Here is an 18,137-nt window from a genome sequence, read left to right as displayed (position 1 = left end):
AAAATTCGTTTGGCATGAAATTTAAGTAATGCTTAAATTCCGCTGAATTTTTCAGGATGGGAGTTGGCTATGACGTTGGGCGTTGGGGGCAGCAGTCCCGAGCAGGCTCTGGCGGGGCTGCACGACATGAGCGGCGGCGTCGGGCCGATCGGGCTGGACGAATACCGGGCCCGCGTGGCCGGCCTGCAGGCGCGCCTGCGCGAGCAGGGCATGGCCGCGGCGTTCGTCGATGCCGGCAACTACCTGCGCTATTTCAGCGGGGTGAAATGGAACCCCAGTGAACGCCTGGTCGGCCTGCTGGTGCCCGCCGAGGGCGAGCCGCAGTACCTCGCCCCGGCCTTCGAGGAGGGCACGGTGCGCGACTTCCAGGTGCTGCCCGGGGCGATCCGCACCTGGCAGGAACACCAGAGTCCCTACCGCCTGCTGCTGGACATGCTGGTGGAGCTGGGCGTGCCGGCCAACGCCCGCCTCGGCCTGTGCCCGAGCCTGCCGTTCGGCATGGTCGAGCGCCTGCGCGAAGTCGTCGGTTCGCTGCGCCTGGTGGATGCCGGTGCCGCTGTCGACCACGGCCGGCAGCGCAAGTCGGCCGCCGAGCTGGCACTGATGCAGCGCGCCAAGGACATGACCCTGGAAGTGCACAAGGCCGTCGCCAGCATCCTCCGCGAGGGCATCACCACCACCGAGGTGGTGCGCTTCATCGAGGCCGCGCACCGCCGCGTCGGCGCGCCCGGCTCGACCTTCTGCATCGTGCTGTTCGGCGAGGACAGCGCTTTCCCCCACGGCGTGCGCGAGCCGCGCCCGCTGCGCGAAGGCGACATGGTGCTGATCGACACCGGCTGCCAGCTGCACGGCTACAACTCGGACATCACCCGCAGCTACGTATTCGGCACCCCCAGCGAGCGCCAGCGCAGCCTGTGGAGCCTGGAGAAGGCCGCGCAGCTGGCCGCCTTCGCCGCCGCCGTGCCGGGTGCGCCCTGCCAGGCGGTGGACGCCGCCGCGAGGCGCTGCCTGGAAGCCGGCGGCCTGGGCCCGGACTACGCCTTGCCCGGCCTGCCGCACCGCACCGGCCACGGCATCGGCCTGGACATACACGAAGGCCCCTACCTGGTGCGCGGCGACGAAACCCCGCTGGAGGCCGGCATGTGCTTCAGCAACGAACCGATGATCTGCGTGCCCGGCGAGTTCGGCATCCGCCTGGAAGACCACTTCTACATGAGCGCCGAAGGCCCACGCTGGTTCACCTGGCCGAGCCATTCCATCGACGATCCGTTCGGTCTGGCGGGGTAAGGCCTACCGCACCGGAGGGCATTGTAGGAGCGGGCCCTGCCCGCGATTCGCGCGCAGGGCGCGCTCCTACAGGGGATGGCGGCGCAGGATTTCATCCGTGATCGCGCCGGGGCGTTCGGCTATCGCGGACAAGGTCCGCTCCTACGGGAGAAATACCGCGCTGCCCGGCGACCTGTAGGAGCAGGCCCTGCCCGCGATTCGCGCGCAGGGCGCGCTCCTACAGGGGAATGGCGGCGCAGGATTTCATCCGTGATCGCGCCGGGGCGTTCGGCTATCGCGGACAAGGTCCGCTCCTACGGGAGAAATGCCGCGCTGCCCGGCGACCTGTAGGAGCAGGCCCTGCCTGCGATTCGCGCGCAGGGCGCGCTCCTACAGGGGACTGGTGCGGGTGGGGTTGCGTAGGAGCGGATCTCATCCGCGAATCGCGCCGATATGCCCGGCTATCGCGGACAAGGTCCGCTCCTACGTTGCAGGCGATCACAGCTTTTCGTAGGCGCGAGCACCTCGGTACAGCCTGCAATGTTGCACGGTGGCTAGAGCAACTCGAAGGGAAAGGTACTGACCAGCCGCAGCTCGTCGACGCTGCCGTTGCCCTGCTTCTGGCTGGCGCGGTGGCTGACGTACATGAGGCGGAAGTGGCTGCGCTTGAGCGCCCCGTTCTGCACCACGTAGGCGGCCGAGAGGCCCAGTTCGCGGTGCTTCTCGCCGTCCTGCTCGCGGACCTTCGCGTAGTTGCCGTAGGCGCCGTTGCGGTCGCCGGTGTAGCCCGTGCCGTCGATGTCCCAGCCCTTGACGTACCACACCGAGGTACTCAGCCCCGGCACGCCGTAGGCCGCCCAGTCGGTGTTGTAGCGCAGCTGCGCGGATTTCTCGTTGGGCCCGTTGTAGTCGGCGAAGGCCACGTTGCTCAGGTGGATGGCCTTGGTCTCGTGCACGTAGTCGAAGTATTCGTCGCCTTCGACCTGCTGCCAGCCGAACATCAGCGAATGGGCGCCGCGGCTGAGGGTGAAGTCCAGGCTCCAGGTGTCGTTGTCGATGTAGCCGGCGGCGCGGCGGCCTGTGTCGCGAGTGCTGTAGAGGTTGGCGCGGGCCCGCAGGGCGAGCTTCTGCGGGTTGCCCATGCTGTGGCCCAGGCCCAGGTAGTACTGGTTCCAGACGTCCTCGAAATGCCCGCCGTAGAGGGTTGCCGACAGGCCGCCGGGGGCCTTGTAGCTGCCGCCGAGGTAGCTGTAGCGGTCGCCCTTGGCCAGGCGGGTGCCGTATTCGGTGGTCAGGTCCTCCTCGCCGGCGCCGGCGCGGGGGCTGGCGCGGGTGAAGCTGCCGGCCTGCAGCGCCAGGCCCGGCAGTTCCTCGCTGAGCAGGGCGAAACCGTCGAAGCTGGCGGGCAGGACGCGGTTGTCGTGGCTGTTGAACACCGGCGTGTCGACCTGGAAGCGGCCGCCCCTGAGCTCGGTGCCGGAGACGCGCAGGCGCAGGTTGGCGATGCCCAGCTTGGACCATTCGTCCACCGCGTTGCCGTCGCTGTCGGTCAGGGTGCGGTTGCCGCCGCCGCCGGCGATCACGCCCTTGCCGCGCTCCAGGCTGAGGGCGTGGTAGCCGGCCACGTCCAGGCCGAAGCCGACGGTGCCTGGGTGTAGCCGGAGCTGTACTTGAGCAGGGTGCCCTGCACCCAGGTGCGGCGGTTGTGGGTGAACTCCGAGCCGCCCTCCTTGGGGATGCGGAAGCCGTTGCTGTCCTGGGCCTGCTCCAGGGCTGCGAAGTTGCGGGTGCGCAGGCTCAGGCTCTGGCCTTCGACGAAGCCCTTGGCGCCGGCCTGGCCGCGGGCTTCGCGGCGATCGTCCTCGGCGGCCCAGGCCTGGCCGAACAGACAGGCGCCAAGGGACAGGCCCAGGGCCGTGGGGCGGATGTGCTGCTGGATCATTGGCTGTTGCTCCCTTCTTGTTTTTCTTGTTGGAGGGGCTATGCCGATGACGGTACCGGCGTCCGGGGTGTGCCTGATGGACGCCCCGGCCCCTGTGAGGGGCCGAAGCTAAGTGGGGGCGGGAAGGGCGATCAAGGCGGATTCGGCCGCGCTGCGAAAAACGGAAAATTCCGAATATTCAGGGGATTGCATTCGGGCGACGGGGTACTCGTCGAAGGTAGGCGCGGGGGCGATGGAGGGCGCGTACCTGCCCGGCGCCGCCTCTGGCGGGGCGGCGCCGGGGTGGGGACTACAGCAGGTTGAAGGGCAGGGTGGTGATCAGGCGCACGTCGTCGATGCTGCCGTCGGCCTGGTTCTGGCTGGCCCGGTGGCGCCGGTAGGTCAGCTTGATGCTGCTGCTCTTGAGCGGGCCGTCCTGGATCTTGTAGGCGAGCGTCATGCCCAGTTCGCGATGCCTTTCGCCATCCTGCTTGCGCACCTCGGCGTAGCTGCCGTGGGCGCCGTTGCGGTCGCCGTCGTAGCGGGTGCCGTCGATGCCCCAGCCCTTGGCGTACCACAACGTGCTGCTCAGCCCCGGTATGCCGTAGCGGGCCCAGTCGGTGCCGTAGGCCAGCTGGGCGGACTTCTCGTTGGGGCCGTTGTAGTCGGATTGCAGGTAGTTGACCAGGTAGATGGCCGCGGTCTCGTTGACGTAGTCGAAGTACTCGTCGCCATCGACCTGCTGCCAGCCCGCCATCAGGCTATGGGCGCCGCGGGCGAGGGTGAAGGCCAGGCTCCAGGTATCGTTGTCGATGTAGCCGGCCTTGCGGCTGCCGGCATCGCGGGTGCTGTAGCCGTCGAAGCGGGTGTGCAGGGCCAGCACGTCGGGGTCGCCGAGGTCGTGGGAGAAGCCCAGGTAGTACTGCCGCCAGATGTCCTCGAACTCGCCGCCGTAGGCGCTGAGGCTGAGGTTGGGCGTCGCGCGGTAGGTCCCGCCGAGGTAGCTGTAGCGGTCGCCCTTGGCCTTGCGGTCACCGTAGGTGGTGGTGAGTTTCTCGTCGCCGGCCCCGGTGCGCGGGCTGACGCGATCGAAGCTGCCGGCCTGCAGCCTGAGCCCGGTGAGTTCGCTGCTGGTCAGGCCGACGCCGCGGAAGGTGGAGGGCAGGGCGCGGTTGTCGATGGTGGCTAGCACCGGCGTCTCGACCTGGAAGCGGCCGGCGCGCAGTTCGCTGTTGGACAGCCGCAGGCGCAGGTTGGCCACGCCCAGCTTGGACCACTCGTCCAGCGGCCGACCGTCGCTGTCGGTCAGGGTGCGGTTGCTGCCGCCGGCGACGACGCCCTTGCCGCGCTCCAGGTTGAGGGCATGGAAGGCGCCGACGTCGAGGCCGAAGCCGACGGTGCCCCGGGTGTAGCCGGAGCTGTACTGCAGGATGCTGCCCTGCACCCAGGTGCGCCGGCTGTGGGTGGGCTCGTAGCCGTCGTCCTTGGGGATCTTGAAGATGAAGCGGCCGTGCTTCTGCTCACGGGAGGCGAAGTTGCGGGTGCTCAGGGTCAGGCTCTGGCCTTCGATGAAGCCCTTGGCGGCGGCCTGCCCCCGCTGCCTGTCGTCCTCTTCGGCCGCCCAGGCCTGGCCGGTGACGCCGGCGAGCAGCGCCAGGCCGATGGTGGTGGGGCGGATGTGTGGATTGGTCATCTGATTGCTCCTCGTTTCTAGTGCTGTGCGCAACGGCGGGCACCTGGGCGCGCGCCGGGAACGGCCGGTGGCCGGCTGCAAGGCGGGAAGCGAGTGCGGTGGGATGATTGTTGGAAGAGCCTGGCCGGTCGGGCCTGGCTCGTGGCTGCCCGCAGCGGATGGGGCGGGCGCAGGGGCGGCAGCGGCGGGTCTGCCGTGCCGTGGAAGGTGTGGGGGCCGGGGCTGCCGGACCTTCAGGGGGGAAGCTAAGCCATGCCTGGCGGCCGCGACAATGAAAAAATGCCTGGTGCTTCACTACGCCGCTTCTCGCCGATGCCCGGAATAGAGGCTTCGCGGTGTTTTTGGAGGCAGCGTGGTGGGAATCTTGGCGCCCACCTGTAGGAGCGGGCCCTGCCCGCGATTTCGCGCGCAGGGCGCGCTCCTACATGGGAACGGCGTGGGTGGGGCAGCGTAAGCGGATCTCATCCGCGAATCGCGCCGGTGGTTTCGGCTATCGCGGACAAGGTCCGCTCCTTAGCCGGTGGGTACGGCTTCTCGTAGGAGCGAGCTTGCTCGCGAACAAAGGCGGTGCCATGCGGTTCGCGAGCAAGCTCGCTCCTACAGGGGGCGGGAAATACGGGCTCAGGGCCCCAGTTCGACGTGGGTGAAGTTGTTCGAGCCCAGCGGGCTGAGGGTGAAGCCTTTCACCCTGGGGCTCAGCACCACGAACTGCTTCGGGTAGGCCAGGGCTATCCAGGGCGCTTCGCGCTGGAAGATCGCCAGGGCCTGGCGGTACAGCGCGGCGCGGGCGTCCTGGTCTGTGCTGGCGCGGGCCTGGCGCAGCAGGTCGTCGAACTGGGCGTTGCACCAGCCGGCCATGTTCTCGCCGCTCTGCGCGGCGGCGCAGGACAGGTTGGGGGTGAGGAAGTTGTCCGGGTCGCCGTTGTCGCCCACCCAGCCCATGAACACCAGGTCGTGCTCGCCGTGCTTGGCGCGGCGGATCAGTTCGCCCCATTCGTAGACGCGGATGTCGGCGCGGATGCCCAGCTTGCCCAGGTCGTTCTGCAGCATCTGCGCGCCTATGCCGGGGTTGGGGTTGGTCGGGCCGCCGCCGGGGCGGGTCCAGATGCTGAGCTTCTGCCCGGGCTGCACGCCGGCTTCGGCCAGCAGTTGGCGGGCCCGTTCGAGGTCGCGCGGCCAGCCCTTCAGGTCCGCGTCCGAACCCCACAGCGTCGGCGGGTAGGGCGCCACCGCCGGGCTGGCGCCGCCCTCGCCGAACTGCGCCTTGCGGTAGGCGTCGCGGTCGAAGGCGAGGTTGATGGCCTGGCGCACGCGCACGTCGTCCAGCGGCTTGTGCCGGGTGTTGATGGCGACGTAGGCGACCAGCAGGGAGTCCAGTTCCTCCACCTTCAGGCGCGGGTCCCTGCGCAGCTCGGGGATGTCCGTGGGCCGCGGGTACACCGCCACCTGGCAATCGCCGGCGCGCAGTTTCTGGAGGCGCACGCTGGGGTCGGGGGTGATCGCCAGCAGCAGGCGCTCGATCTTCGGCGTGCCGCCCCAGTAGTCGGGGTTGGCGGCGAAGCGCACCTGGGCGTCCTTCTGGTAGCGCTGGAAGACGAAGGGGCCGGTGCCCAGGGGCAGGTTGTTCAGTTGCTCGGGCTTGCCGGCCGTCAGCAGCAGGTCGGCGTATTCGGCTGAATAGATGGAGGCGAAGCCCATGGCCAGGTCGGCGAGGAAGGGCGCCTCGGGATGGCGCAGGGTGAAGCGCACCGTCAGGTCGTCGACTTTCTCGACGCGCTCGATCAACCCCGGCAGGCCCATCGACTGGGCGTAGGGGAAGCCGCGCGGGGCCAGCTTGTTCCACGGGTGCGTCGGGTCGAGCTGGCGCTGGAAGCTCCAGAGCACGTCGTCGGCATTGAAGGTGCGGGTGGGGGTGAAGTAGTCGGTGCGCTGGAACTTCACGCCGGGGCGCAGGTGGAAGGTGTAGGCCAGGCCGTCGGCGCTGATGTCCCAGCTCTGCGCCAGCGCGGGGATCACCTTCGTGCTGCCGGGGGCGAACTGCACCAGGCGTTCGTACACCGTCTCCGCCGTGGCGTCGGCGGTGGTGGCGGCGGTGTACTGGGTGATGTCGAAGCCTTCCGGGCTGCCCTCGGTGCATACCACCAGGGGCCGGGCCAGGGCCGGCGCGGCGGCGAGCAGCAACGCCAGGGCCGCCCACGCGGGGCGGCCCGGACGTCTATCGGCAAGCGGCTGTGGCCAGCGCAGCATGGCGTGACAGCCGCCTCGCGGCGGCCGCGGGCCTTACTTGCCGACGCCCACGCCGTAGAAGGAGTTGAGCGCGAAGGGGCTGATCTTGAAGTCCTCGACCGTCTTGCGCATCGGCTGGTACACGGTGGAGTGGGCGATCGGGGTGATCGGCACCTGCTCCTTGAGGATGTGCTGGGCCTGCTTGTACAGCTCGGTGCGCTTGGCCTGGTCGGGGGTGCGCTTGGCTTCCTTGATCAGCTTGTCGTAGGGCTGGTCGCACCATTTGGAGAAGTTGTTGCCGTTGACCGCGTCGCAGCTGTACAGGGTGCCCAGCCAGTTGTCCGGGTCGCCGTTGTCGCCGCTCCAGCCGATCAGCATGGCGTCGTGCTCGCCGGCCTTGGCGCGCTTGATGTACTCGCCCCATTCGTAGGTGACGATCTTGGCCTTGATGCCGACCTTGGCCCAGTCGGCCTGGAGCATCTCGGCCATCAGCTTGGCGTTGGGGTTGTACGGGCGCTGCACGGGCATGGCCCACAGGGTGATCTCGGTGCCTTCGGGCACGCCGGCCTTCTTCAGCAGCTCCTTGGCCTTTTCCGGGTCGTAGCCGGCGTCCTTGATGCTGTCGTCGTAGGACCACTGGGTCGGCGGCATGCCGTTCACGGCGAGCTGGCCGGCGCCCTGGTAGACGGCGTCGATGATGGCCTTCTTGTTCACCGCCATGTCCAGCGCCTCGCGCACTTCCAGCTTGTCCAGCGGCTTGTGCAGCACGTTGTAGGCGATGTAGCCGAGGTTGAAGCCCGGCTGCGAAGGCATGTTCAGGTTGGCGTCCTTCTTCAGCGACTCCAGGTCCGCCGGGCGCGGGAACAGGGTGATCTGGCACTCGTTGGCCTTGAGCTTCTGCATGCGCACCGAGGCGTCGGTGTTGATGGCGAAGATCAGGTTGTCGACCTTCACCTCGCCGGGCACCCAGTAGTCCTTGTTGGCCTTGAAGCGGATGTTCGAGTCCTTCTGGTAGCGGCTGAACACGAAGGGCCCGGTGCCGATGGGCTTCTGGTTGATGTCGCTGGCGCGGTTCTGCTTGAGCAGCTGGTCGGCGTACTCGGCGGACTGGATGGAGGCGAAGCTCATGGCCAGGTTCTGGATGAACGCGGCATCGACCTCGTTGAGGACGAACCTGACGGTGTAGTCGTCGACCTTCTCCACCTTGGCGATGTTGGCGTCCATGCCCATGTCGGTGAAGTAGGGGAATTCGGTGGGATAGGCCTTACGGAACGGGTGGTTCTTGTCGAGCATGCGGTTGAAGGTGAACAGCACGTCGTCGGCGTTGAATTCGCGGCTGGGCTTGAAGTAGTCGGTGGTGTGGAACTTCACGCCGTGGCGCAGGTGGAAGGTGTAGGTCTTGCCGTCATCGGATACGTCCCACTTCTCGGCCAGCCCGGGGATCACCTGGGTGCCGCCGCGTTCGAACTGGGTGAGGCGGTTGAATACCGTCTCGGCGGAGGCGTCGAAATCGGTGCCGGTGGTGTACTGGCCGGGGTCGAAGCCCGCCGGGCTGCCCTCGGAGCAGAACACCAGGTTGCCGGCGGCGTGGGCGAAGGGAGCGCTGGCGATCAACCCAGCGGCGATCATGGAGCGGATGACGGCATTCTTGCGCATGCTGACCTCAGTTTGTTGTGGTTGTCATCGAGGCACGTCCTTGTGGGGCGTGTCGCCTGAAACTATGCAGGGCACATGCCGGGCGCAAGGGCCACACCCGCCACAGTGTAGAAGCTGTGGGGAAGTCGTAAGGGAATGTCGCAATAACGCAAGAAGCCCGCCGCGGCGCCCGGGCGGGTGGCGCCGCGGCGGGCCCGCATCAGGGCATCTGCACTTCGATGGTGCCGTCGGCGGTCACCGTGACCTGGCTGGTGCCGGCCTCGATCTCCGGGGCCGCGGCGAAGCCGGCGTCGGCCTTCATCGCCGCCATGCGCATCACCGGCATCGGCCGCGGCGCGCCGGCGCTGTTCAGGTTCAGGTTGACCAGGCGGTAGCCCTTGCCGCCGAGGGAGTCGGTCAGCAGCTGGGCGCGGGCCTTGAACGCCGCCACGGCGTTCTTCATCAGGCTGTCCTCGTTCTGTTGGCGGGTGGAGTCGGCGATGCTGAAGCTCATGTTGCCCATCTTCAGCTTGCCCAGCAGGCTGGCGGTGAGCTGCGATAGCGCGGCGAAGTCCGAGCTTTCCAGGCGCAGTTCGGCGCGTTCGCGCCAGGCGGTGATCTTCTGGCCCTTGTCGTCGTACACCGGGTAGCTGTTGCGGCTGCCCAGGCTGACGGTCACGCCCTTGGCCTTGCGCGCCTCGGTCACCGCGGCGTTGAGGGCGGCGGTGGTCTCGGCGGCGAGCTTGGCCGGGTCGCTGGCCTGGGCTTCGTTGAAGAGGGTCACGTGCATCTGGTCGTGGGCCACTTCCTGGCTGGCCTCGGCGTGCAGCGACACCAGGTTGTAGCGCGGCTCGTCGGCGTGGGCGGCGAAGCTGGTGGCGGCCAGGGCGACGGCTGCGGCCAGGGCGGCGAGGCTTTTCTTCAATGCGGACATGTTCGACTCCTTGGTCCTGTAATGAGTCCCGGGTGCAGGGTAGACGAACCCGCACATGGACAGTCAGACCTATTGACGCAGGTCGGCGTTCAAAGGGGTTGAATCGCGATAGCCTTTATCTCGTATGCTGTGTCGCTATGACGCACCGAGAGGGGAAGGGGCTTGGCTATACTCGCGCAAATTCCGGAATTCACCATGCGCACACCGGTTTTCCAGTTATCCGCCAGCCGGCAGAACCTGCTGCACCTGACGCTCATCCGTATTCTCGTGCTGGCCGCCCAGGCCGGTTCGGTGGGCATCGCCTACAAGGCCCAGTTGATCCCGCTGCCCTGGGCGGCGCTGGGGGTGACCCTCGGCGTGTCCCTGGTGCTGTGCCTGGCCACCGCCCTGCGCTTGCGCGGGCCCTGGCCGGTGACCGAGGTGGAATACGCGGTGCAGCTGGGCTGCGACCTGATCATCCACAGCGCCCTGCTGTATTTCTCCGGCGGCTCGTCCAACCCCTTCGTCTCTTATTACCTGGTGCCGCTGACCATCGCCGCGGCGACCCTGCCGTGGCTCTACACCATCGTCCTCGCCGGCCTGGCCCTGGCCGCCTACACGGTGCTGCTGGTGTGGTTCCACCCGCTGAACATCGCCCCGGCGCAGCGCGACTACCTGCTGATCTACGGCATGTGGCTGAGCTTCGCCCTGGCCGCCGGGCTGATCACCTTCTTCGTCGCGCGCATGTCCCAGGCGCTGCGCCGCCAGGAACAGATAGTCGCGCAGCGCCGCGAGGAGGGCATGCGCGACCAGCAACTGCTGGCCGTGGCCACCCAGGCCGCCGGCGCCGCCCATGAGCTGGGCACGCCGCTGGCGACCATGAGCGTGCTGCTCAAGGAGCTGCGCCAGGCGCACCCGAAGGACCCGCTGCTGCAGGAAGACCTGGCGCTGCTGCAGGAGCAGGTCAAGCTGTGCAAGGACACCCTGCAGCAACTGGTGCGCGCCGCCGAGGCCGACCGTCGCCAGGCCATTCAGGAGCAGGGCGTCAACGAATGGCTGGAGGCGGTGCTGCGCCGCTGGCACCTGATGCGCCCGGAGGCCACCTACCGCTACCTGAACCTGGGCCCGGGCAGCGCCCCGCGGCTGACACCGCCCACCGACCTCACCCAGGCCCTGCTGAACCTGCTGAACAATGCTGCCGATGCCTGCCCGGACGACCTGGAGATCTGCGTCGACTGGACTGCCACCGACATCTGCCTGAGCATCCGCGACCACGGCCCCGGCGTGCCCCTGGCGATCGCCGAGCAACTCGGCAAACCCTTCTTCACCACCAAGGGCAAGGGCTTCGGCCTCGGCCTGTTCCTCAGCCAGGCCAGCGTCACCCGCGCCGGCGGCACGGTGAAGTTGTACAACCACGAAGACGGCGGCACGCTTACCGAGCTGCGCCTGCCGCGCAGCTACGGTGTGGTGTGAACCCACGCGCGAGGAAGTACCCATGAGCGAAGAGAATCTGTTCGAAGGCGAAGAGCAACCCCACCTGCTGCTGGTGGACGACGACGCCACCTTCACCCGTGTGATGGCGCGCGCCATGAGCCGCCGCGGCCTGCGCGTATCGGTCGCCGGCTCCGCCGAGGAAGGCCTGGCGCTGGCCAAGGAAGACCTGCCCGACTACGCCGTGCTCGACCTGAAGATGGACGGCGACTCCGGCCTGGTGCTGCTGCCCAAGCTGCTGGAGCTGGACGCGGAGATGCGCGTGGTGATCCTCACCGGCTACTCCAGCATCGCCACCGCGGTGGAGGCCATCAAGCGCGGCGCCACCAACTACCTGTGCAAGCCGGCCGACGCCGACGACGTGCTCACCGCGCTGCTCTCGCAGCACGCCGACCTGGACAGCCTGGTGCCGGAAAACCCCATGTCGGTGGACCGCCTGCAGTGGGAGCACATCCAGCGCGTGCTGGCCGAGCACGACGGCAACATTTCCGCTACCGCCCGCGCCCTGGGGATGCATCGGCGGACGTTGCAGCGTAAGCTGCAGAAGCGCCCTGTAAGGCGTTAAGGAATTCATAAGACAGGGAGCGCCAACTGGGCGCTCCTTTTTTTTGTGCCGCCCGTGCCGAGCCCTGATCAATGACCGAAAGCGCCGAATACCGTGCCGCGAACGATGCCGTTCGCGGGCATTTCTTCTCCCAGGTGTGGAAACTGACGGCGCCCTACTGGCGCAGCGAAGAGAAGGGCACGGCCTGGCTGCTGCTGATCGTGGTGATCGCCCTGTCGCTGGTCGGCGTGGGCGTCTCGGTGTGGGTCAATACCTGGTACCGCGACTTCTACAACGCCCTGCAGAACAAGGACCTCGATGCCTTCATCCGGCTGATCCTGTACTTCTGCGGGATCGCCGCGGTGGCCATCCTGGTCGCCGTGTACCGCCTGTACCTGACGCAGATGCTGACCATCCGCTGGCGCCGCTGGCTCACTGAGAAGCACTTCGCCGCCTGGCTGTCCGACAAGAACTACTACCGCCTGGAACAGCGCGGCTACACCGACAACCCCGACCAGCGCCTGTCCGAGGACCTCAACAGCTTCACCGACACCACCCTGAGCCTGGGCCTGGGGCTGATCCGCAACCTGGTCAGCCTGGTGTCCTTCTCGGTGATCCTCTGGGGCGTGTCCGGCAGCATCGAGCTGTTCGGCATCAACATCCCCGGCTACATGTTCTGGGCCGCGCTGCTCTACGCCCTGGTCGGCAGCTGGCTGACGCACCTGATCGCCCGCCGCCTGATCGGCCTGAACAACCAGCAGCAGCGCTACGAGGCCGACCTGCGCTTCGGCCTGGTGCGCATCCGCGAGAACGCCGAGAGCATCGCCCTGTACAACGGCGAGGGCAGCGAGAACGAGCGCCTGATGACGCGCTTCCGCAACGTCTGGGGCAACTTCTGGGAACTGATGAAGGTGCAGAAGCGACTGACCTTCTTCAGCTCCGGCTACGCCCAGATCGCCATCATCTTCCCGATCGTGGTGGCCGCGCCGCGCTACTTCGCCGGCAAGATCCAGCTCGGCGAGCTCATGCAGATCAACTCCGCCTTCGGCAACGTCCAGGACGGCCTGAGCTGGTTCATCGACGCCTACTCCAGCCTGGCCACCTGGCGCGCCACCTGCGACCGTCTGCTGAGCTTCCGCAACGCCATGGACGAGGTCGCCGGCGAGCACGAGAGCATCGCCGTGCACGCCGCCGGCAACGGCCTGCAGCTCAAGCACCTGAGCCTGCGCCTGGGCGACGGCAGCGTGCTGCTGGAACCCACCGACCTGGCCCTGCGGGCCGGCGAGCACGTGCTGATCAGCGGCCCCTCCGGTGCCGGCAAGAGCACCCTGCTGCGCGCCATGAGCGGGCTCTGGCGCTACGGCGCCGGGCAGGTGCAGATGCCGGCGGCGCGCACGCTGTTCCTGCCGCAGAAGCCCTACCTGCCGATCGGCAGCCTGGCCACGGCCCTGAGCTACCCCGAGGCGCCCGACCGGCACGCCCCCGAGCGCCTGCGCGAAGTGCTGCGCCTGTGCCGCCTGGAGCACCTGGGCGAACGCCTGGACGAAGCCCAGCACTGGCAGCGCCTGCTCTCGCCGGGCGAACAGCAGCGCCTGGCCATCGCCCGCGCGCTGCTCTATGCGCCGGCCTGGCTGTTCCTCGACGAGGCCACCTCGGCGCTGGACGACAACGACGAAGCCGCGCTCTACCAGACCCTGCTGGAGCAACTGCCCGGCGTGACCCTGGTCAGCATTGGCCACCGCGCCGACCTCAGGCGCTTCCACGAGCGCCAGCTGCGCCTGGAGGATCGTCACCTGCGGGAGGTCGAGGCGGTGCTCCCGGCCTGAGGTGAGGTGCCTGCCTGTTACGGGGTAGGCCTCCTTCGATAGGATTTTGGGAAAAATCGTGCTGTGAATTCCTTCAGATTTTGCAGGAAAGCTCACAATTGCTTGGCAGTTTTGGGGACTGCTGCATCGTTCCTGCACTGATACCCGGTACCCTCGACGGCTTTGCGGTAAACAGCCCGTCGCATTCGGATTCCGGATATCGCCATGCATGGTCTTTCCCCTTCTGGTCAGGCGTTGACGCGCGAGGCATTGCGCCTGGTGAACCCGCGCCGCTTCCTTGGCCTCGCGCTCGCCGGCGCTGTGGCGCTGGCGCTGCTGACCTTCGCCGCCGGCCTGTGGCTCGGCCGCGTCATGGCGCCGCCCGCGCCGCTGGCCGAGGCCGCCCCGCAGCAGACGCCGGAGCAGCGCTTCGCCGTGGCGCGCCTGGGCGAGCTGGCCGGGCGCCTGCAAGTGCTGGAAAAGGACGCCGCCTACCTGCTGAAAGTGGTCGACGGCCACGAGGACATCGCCCGCAAGCTGGCGGGCATCGACCCTGGCCTGGTGCCAGAGCGACTGCCGGCGCGCGGCGCTGACGGGGAGGGCGGCCTGCTGCTGCCGCCGCGGCCGTGCCAGGCCGCGCCGCTGGTCGATGTGCAGCAGGGCACCGAGGCCGCGCGTTGCCTGAGGCGCCAGCTCGACCTGCTGCTGGACGCGGTGTCGCGGCGCAACGCCGACTTCCTCGCCATCCCCACCCATCGCCCGGTGGACAAGGCGCGCCTGGGCTCGGCCTTCGGCAACCGGCTGGACCCGTTCAACCGCCGCCTGGCCTTCCACTCCGGGCTCGACTTCGCCGCGCCCGGCGGCACCGAGATCCAGGCCGCCGCCGGTGGCCGGGTGGTCGCTGCCGGTCCCTTCAGCTCCTACGGCATCCGCGTGGAAATCGACCACGGCAACGGCCTGCTCACCCGCTATGCGCACCTGTCCAGGGCCGAGGTGCGCGTCGGCGACGTGGTGATGCCCGGCCAGCGCATCGCCGCCATGGGCTCCACGGGCCGCTCCACCGGCTCGCACCTGCATTTCGAAGTGCTCTACCGCGGCGAGTTCGTCGACCCGCAGCACTTCCTTTCCCTCGGCGACATGGAGAAGGCCCTCGATGCGCTGGCGCAGGACTAGGCCGGCGACCACCCGCGAACTGCTGCGCGCCGAGCACCAGCCGCGGGCCCAGGTAGCGCGCAGCTATCGGCCGCTGCTCTGGGCCGCGTTGGCGCTGGCCGTGGCCTTCGCCGCGCTGCATTTCTGGCGTGGCTCGCAGCAGGCCGAAACACAGCAGCACATCGATGCGTTGCAGGCCGGCAATGCCGCGCTGGCCGCCGACCTGCAGCGCCAGCGCCTGCTGACCGCCGAGGCCCAGGCCACGCGCGAGCAGCTGCAGCGGCGCATCGACCAGATGTCCGGGGAACTCAAGAAGCTCAAGACCGACCTGGCGTTCTACCGCCAGCAGAAACCCGCCAAGTGATCCGCAGGAGGACGAACATGTTCAGCAGCAACAAGAAGAAAGGGCCGCAGGTGGCGGTGGACAGGTTTTCCAGCCTGCTGTCGGGCAACCTGGCGCTGGTGGGCGACCTGGAGTTCGAGGAGGGCCTGAAGGTCCAGGGCCGCATCCAGGGCAACGTGCGCCACAAACCGGGCACCCAGAGCCTGCTGGCCCTGGGCGCGGAAGGGCGGATCGAGGGCTGCGTCAGCAGCTACGACGCGCTGATCGACGGCACCATCGTCGGCGACCTGTACGTCGAACACCTGCTTGAGCTGCATTCCAACGCCCGCGTCATCGGCAATATCCACTACCGCCAACTGAGCATGGAGAACGGCGCCAGCGTCGACGGCAAGCTCACCCGCCTGGACGAACAGCGTCCGCTGGAACTGCCGGCGCCCGAGAGCCACCGGGCGCGTGCCGGGGCCGAGGAAGCGGAGCCCGCCTGAGGCAAATCGTTAGCACGCGAAGCACTGCCCCTTGCTATGATCGCCGCAGTTCTTCCGCCGGCGCTTCCCCTCCATGCTCGCACTGCTGTTCCAGACACTCGGCATCACCGCGCCGGTGTTCTCCATGCTGTTCATCGGCGTGCTGCTGCGCCGCGTCGGCTGGATCGACCAGGGCTTCATCCAGACCGCCTCGGCCCTGGTATTCAACGCCACCATGCCGGTGATGCTGTTCCTCGGCATCTACCATTCCGACCTGCACCGCGCGGCCAGCCCGGCGGTGCTGACGTTCTTCTGCCTGGCCACCCTCGGCGGCTTCCTGCTCGCCTGGGCCTGGGCGCACTGGCGGGTGCCGCGGCAAGAGCGCGGCGTCTACGTGCAGGGCGCGTTCCGCGGCAACAACGGCATCGTCGGCCTGGCCCTGGCCACCAGCCTCTACGGCGAGCACGGCCTGGCCCTGGGCTCGGTGCTCGCGGCCCTGGTGATCCTCTGCTACAACACCCTGGCCACGGTGGTCCTGGCGATCTACAGCCCGGCGCTCAAGTCCGACCCGCTGAGCATCGCCCGCCAGGTGCTGGTCAACCCGCTGATCATCGGCGTGCTGGCGGCCTTCCCGTTCGCCTGGTGGAGCATCGCCCTGCCGGCCTGGGTGCTCACCTCCGGCGACTACTTCGCGCAGATGACCCTGCCCCTGGCGCTGGTCTGCATCGGCGGCACCCTGTCGCTGCCGGCCCTGCGTAGCAGCGGCAGCCTGGCCCTGAGCGCCAGCCTGATGAAAATGGTCTGGCTGCCGGCGCTGTGCACCGCCGCCGCCTGGCTCTGCGGCTTCCGCGGCGCCGAACTGGGTGTGCTGTTCCTCTACTTCGCCAGCCCCACGGCCGCCGCCAGCTACGTGATGGCGCGCGCCGCCCAGGGCAACGCCGAACTGGCGGCCTCGATCATCGTCATCACCACCCTGGCGGCGGCGCTGACCACCAACCTCGGGTTGTTCATCCTGCAGTGGGGTGGGTGGATCTGAGGTGACTCAGTCCCCGGGCAGGTGCCGCTCGAGGTCCATGGCTTCGTGCAGAATCCGAACGATTTCGACGGCCAGGTCGTTGCCCAGGCGATAGAAGACCACGTGCCGAGGGCGGGCTACCCTGGCCGCCCCGGTTTCATTGCGGCAATGCGACAGGTGCAGGCTGCGCAAGCCGGCAGCCAGTTCCTCCCGGGCCTTGCTGCCAATCCTGACGGGTTCCTGGGCCAGTGAGGTGAAGGCTGCGAACAGCAGGCTCTGGTAGCGGATGCGCGCCGTGGAGCCGAAGCGCGATTCCGTATAGCGGAGCACATCGAGGATGTCCTCGCGCGCGGCGAAGGAAAGGCGAAGATTCGCCTTCATCCGCCGGTGTTGCCCACTTGCCGGCCGAGCTCGTCGAGATACTGGCCGAGGTCCTCCGCCGTGCGGAGTTCGTCATAATCCCCGGCCTCTAGCTGCATGATGCCGCTGGAAGTGGCGGATTTGAGCGCCTCCAGCTTCATCGACTGCTCGGCCTCCTGATCGAAGAGCAGGCGCAGGCCCGCGCGGATCACTTCGCTGCGGTTCTGGTAACGCCCGGTCTTGAGCAGGTCCTCGATGTTCCGCTCCATGGGATCGGGCAGGACCACGTTACGAGTCGCCATGGCTTGGCTCCGGGAAATGAATGAATTGGCATTTTATGCCATGCCGCCGACGGCACGGACAACCTCTGCCCGATGGGGGGCGACCTAAGCCGATTCTGAATTCGCAGACAGCATCACTTACTCTGCCCGAAGGCCATTTCAAGCCGTTTTACAGGCGGTTACACTTACCCTCTTCCAACGCGCGACAAAGGATTGCTCATGCGTTTCCAGGATTCCGCCCGCAGCCTCGCGCTGTTGCTCGGCCTGCTGTGGCTGGCGTCGTCGTACGCCGGGCCCGGCGCCGAATTGTCCAGCCCGGCCGCCGGCTGGCGCTACTCGGGGTTGCTCGACGACCTCGACAGCCCGCGCGTGGCCTATCCGACCCCGCCCATCGACCGTGGCGGCCAGCGCGGCCGCAGCCTGATCGAGGGCGATCTGAAGAACCTCGCCGGCACCGACCGCGCCCAGCGTCTGGTGGTCAACGGCAACCCGCTGCCGCTGTACACCGACGCCCAGGGCCATTTCGTCCGCCCCTACGCCTTCGGCGCGGGTTCCAACAGCGTCGAGGTGGCCAGCGCCGACGGCCAGTCGCTCAAGCGTGTGCAGTTCTACGAGGCCAACGCCGGGCGCGTGCCGCCGCGGGTGCGCGTGGCCCTGGGCTGGGACGACCCCAAGGCCGAGCTGGACCTGCACATAGTCACCCCCGACGGCCAGCACGCCTTCTGGGCGCGCCCACGGCTGGGCAACGGCGGCGGCCTTGACCCGGACGGCGTCGACGGCCCCGGCCCGGAGATGTTCACCATGGCCGCGCCGCTGCACGGCACCTATCTGGTCTACGTCAACTACTGGGGCAATTTCGGCGCGCAGGGCTATAACTTCCAGGCCGGCGCCAACCAGCAGGACGTGATCACCGCCCAGGTCAACCTGGTGTTCAACGAAAACAGCGTCGACGAGAAGCGCGAGACCTTCGTGGTGCCGCTGCGCACCATCGGCGACCTGGTCCTGGTCAAGACCTTCACCTACTGAAA

General features: G+C 68.0%; 15 protein-coding genes and 1 pseudogene. 9 read left to right on the top strand and 7 right to left on the bottom strand.

Annotation, left to right across the window (positions count from 1 at the left end; translation table 11 throughout):
- Nucleotides 1-69 precede the first annotated feature (69 nt).
- Nucleotides 70-1,287: a M24 family metallopeptidase gene (locus M8R19_RS10685; protein WP_249920159.1), complete on the top strand. Its 1,218-nt coding sequence runs from the start codon at nucleotides 70-72 to the stop codon at nucleotides 1,285-1,287.
- 533 nt (nucleotides 1,288-1,820) lie between these two features.
- On the opposite strand, the pseudogene M8R19_RS10680 reads toward M8R19_RS10685, so the two are convergent.
- From M8R19_RS10680 to M8R19_RS10660, 5 genes and pseudogenes are all read right to left on the bottom strand, one after another.
- A pseudogene (locus M8R19_RS10680) lies at nucleotides 1,821-3,208 on the bottom strand (OprD family outer membrane porin).
- 289 nt (nucleotides 3,209-3,497) lie between these two features.
- The gene (locus M8R19_RS10675) at nucleotides 3,498-4,880 is read right to left on the bottom strand and encodes an OprD family porin (protein WP_249917769.1); all 1,383 of its coding nucleotides are present in this window, start codon (nucleotides 4,878-4,880) and stop codon (nucleotides 3,498-3,500) included.
- Between the two features lie 621 nt (nucleotides 4,881-5,501).
- Nucleotides 5,502-7,127: an ABC transporter substrate-binding protein gene (locus tag M8R19_RS10670; protein ID WP_116422621.1), complete on the bottom strand. Its 1,626-nt coding sequence runs from the start codon at nucleotides 7,125-7,127 to the stop codon at nucleotides 5,502-5,504.
- Nucleotides 7,128-7,160: 33 nt separating this feature from the next.
- Nucleotides 7,161-8,762, bottom strand: a complete 1,602-nt coding sequence (locus M8R19_RS10665) for an ABC transporter substrate-binding protein (protein WP_249917768.1) — start codon at nucleotides 8,760-8,762, stop codon at nucleotides 7,161-7,163.
- Nucleotides 8,763-8,961: 199 nt separating this feature from the next.
- Entirely contained in the window at nucleotides 8,962-9,675 is a 714-nt protein-coding gene (locus M8R19_RS10660; protein WP_064582061.1) for an SIMPL domain-containing protein, read from the bottom strand.
- Between the two features lie 195 nt (nucleotides 9,676-9,870).
- Between M8R19_RS10660 and M8R19_RS10655 the strand changes: the two genes are divergently transcribed.
- The 7 genes from M8R19_RS10655 (at nucleotide 9,871) to M8R19_RS10625 (ending at nucleotide 16,489) form a co-directional block, all read left to right on the top strand.
- A complete protein-coding gene (locus M8R19_RS10655) occupies nucleotides 9,871-11,127 on the top strand; it encodes an ATP-binding protein (RefSeq protein ID WP_009617745.1) in 1,257 nt (418 codons plus the stop codon).
- A 22-nt stretch (nucleotides 11,128-11,149) separates the two neighbouring features.
- Nucleotides 11,150-11,710 carry a response regulator transcription factor gene (locus M8R19_RS10650; RefSeq protein WP_009617747.1) on the top strand — a complete coding sequence of 187 codons (561 nt, stop codon included), beginning with the start codon at nucleotides 11,150-11,152 and terminating at the stop codon, nucleotides 11,708-11,710.
- 71 nt (nucleotides 11,711-11,781) lie between these two features.
- Nucleotides 11,782-13,515 carry an ABC transporter ATP-binding protein/permease gene (locus tag M8R19_RS10645; RefSeq protein WP_249917767.1) on the top strand — a complete coding sequence of 578 codons (1,734 nt, stop codon included), beginning with the start codon at nucleotides 11,782-11,784 and terminating at the stop codon, nucleotides 13,513-13,515.
- Nucleotides 13,516-13,719: 204 nt separating this feature from the next.
- Nucleotides 13,720-14,667: a M23 family metallopeptidase gene (locus M8R19_RS10640; RefSeq protein ID WP_249917766.1), complete on the top strand. Its 948-nt coding sequence runs from the start codon at nucleotides 13,720-13,722 to the stop codon at nucleotides 14,665-14,667.
- Nucleotides 14,648-15,010: a hypothetical protein gene (locus M8R19_RS10635; RefSeq protein WP_249917765.1), complete on the top strand. Its 363-nt coding sequence runs from the start codon at nucleotides 14,648-14,650 to the stop codon at nucleotides 15,008-15,010. The genes M8R19_RS10640 and M8R19_RS10635 overlap by 20 nt, the downstream gene beginning before the upstream one ends.
- Before the next feature lie 17 nt (nucleotides 15,011-15,027).
- Nucleotides 15,028-15,474 (top strand): bactofilin family protein, encoded by a 447-nt coding sequence (locus tag M8R19_RS10630; RefSeq protein WP_009617754.1) that lies wholly within the window; start codon nucleotides 15,028-15,030, stop codon nucleotides 15,472-15,474.
- Nucleotides 15,475-15,547: 73 nt separating this feature from the next.
- Nucleotides 15,548-16,489 (top strand): AEC family transporter, encoded by a 942-nt coding sequence (locus M8R19_RS10625; protein WP_249917764.1) that lies wholly within the window; start codon nucleotides 15,548-15,550, stop codon nucleotides 16,487-16,489.
- A gap of 6 nt (nucleotides 16,490-16,495) precedes the next feature.
- Here the strand turns inward: M8R19_RS10625 and M8R19_RS10620 are convergent, their stop codons facing one another.
- Together M8R19_RS10620 and M8R19_RS10615 are read right to left on the bottom strand one after the other, a co-directional pair.
- Complete coding sequence (locus M8R19_RS10620) at nucleotides 16,496-16,849, bottom strand: type II toxin-antitoxin system RelE/ParE family toxin (protein ID WP_249917763.1); 354 nt, start codon at nucleotides 16,847-16,849, stop codon at nucleotides 16,496-16,498.
- Nucleotides 16,846-17,130 carry a type II toxin-antitoxin system ParD family antitoxin gene (locus M8R19_RS10615; protein WP_249917762.1) on the bottom strand — a complete coding sequence of 95 codons (285 nt, stop codon included), beginning with the start codon at nucleotides 17,128-17,130 and terminating at the stop codon, nucleotides 16,846-16,848. Before M8R19_RS10615 ends, M8R19_RS10620 begins: the two co-directional genes overlap by 4 nt.
- A 198-nt stretch (nucleotides 17,131-17,328) precedes the next feature.
- On the opposite strand from M8R19_RS10615, the gene M8R19_RS10610 reads away from it, so the two are divergent.
- Complete coding sequence (locus M8R19_RS10610; RefSeq protein WP_074977635.1) at nucleotides 17,329-18,135, top strand: YfaP family protein; 807 nt, start codon at nucleotides 17,329-17,331, stop codon at nucleotides 18,133-18,135.
- The last annotated feature ends 2 nt before the right edge of the window (nucleotides 18,136-18,137 follow it).

It is taken from the genome of Pseudomonas sp. R3.Fl (assembly GCF_023516765.1).
Classification (GTDB): domain Bacteria; phylum Pseudomonadota; class Gammaproteobacteria; order Pseudomonadales; family Pseudomonadaceae; genus Pseudomonas; species Pseudomonas citronellolis.
The sequence above is the reverse complement of the archived record's forward strand: the minus strand, read 5'-3'. Positions and strand labels throughout refer to the sequence as shown.

What these genes read in the sequence shown, in the direction of transcription:
- M8R19_RS10685 (WP_249920159.1), top strand. Translation starts at nt 70, where the DNA reads ATGACGTTGGGCGTTGGGGGCAGCAGTCCCGAGCAGGCTCTGGCGGGG.
- M8R19_RS10675 (WP_249917769.1), bottom strand. Translation starts at nt 4,880, where the DNA reads ATGACCAATCCACACATCCGCCCCACCACCATCGGCCTGGCGCTGCTC.
- M8R19_RS10670 (WP_116422621.1), bottom strand. Translation starts at nt 7,127, where the DNA reads ATGCTGCGCTGGCCACAGCCGCTTGCCGATAGACGTCCGGGCCGCCCC.
- M8R19_RS10665 (WP_249917768.1), bottom strand. Translation starts at nt 8,762, where the DNA reads ATGCGCAAGAATGCCGTCATCCGCTCCATGATCGCCGCTGGGTTGATC.
- M8R19_RS10660 (WP_064582061.1), bottom strand. Translation starts at nt 9,675, where the DNA reads ATGTCCGCATTGAAGAAAAGCCTCGCCGCCCTGGCCGCAGCCGTCGCC.
- M8R19_RS10655 (WP_009617745.1), top strand. Translation starts at nt 9,871, where the DNA reads ATGCGCACACCGGTTTTCCAGTTATCCGCCAGCCGGCAGAACCTGCTG.
- M8R19_RS10650 (WP_009617747.1), top strand. Translation starts at nt 11,150, where the DNA reads ATGAGCGAAGAGAATCTGTTCGAAGGCGAAGAGCAACCCCACCTGCTG.
- M8R19_RS10645 (WP_249917767.1), top strand. Translation starts at nt 11,782, where the DNA reads ATGACCGAAAGCGCCGAATACCGTGCCGCGAACGATGCCGTTCGCGGG.
- M8R19_RS10640 (WP_249917766.1), top strand. Translation starts at nt 13,720, where the DNA reads ATGCATGGTCTTTCCCCTTCTGGTCAGGCGTTGACGCGCGAGGCATTG.
- M8R19_RS10635 (WP_249917765.1), top strand. Translation starts at nt 14,648, where the DNA reads ATGCGCTGGCGCAGGACTAGGCCGGCGACCACCCGCGAACTGCTGCGC.
- M8R19_RS10630 (WP_009617754.1), top strand. Translation starts at nt 15,028, where the DNA reads ATGTTCAGCAGCAACAAGAAGAAAGGGCCGCAGGTGGCGGTGGACAGG.
- M8R19_RS10625 (WP_249917764.1), top strand. Translation starts at nt 15,548, where the DNA reads ATGCTCGCACTGCTGTTCCAGACACTCGGCATCACCGCGCCGGTGTTC.
- M8R19_RS10620 (WP_249917763.1), bottom strand. Translation starts at nt 16,849, where the DNA reads ATGAAGGCGAATCTTCGCCTTTCCTTCGCCGCGCGCGAGGACATCCTC.
- M8R19_RS10615 (WP_249917762.1), bottom strand. Translation starts at nt 17,130, where the DNA reads ATGGCGACTCGTAACGTGGTCCTGCCCGATCCCATGGAGCGGAACATC.
- M8R19_RS10610 (WP_074977635.1), top strand. Translation starts at nt 17,329, where the DNA reads ATGCGTTTCCAGGATTCCGCCCGCAGCCTCGCGCTGTTGCTCGGCCTG.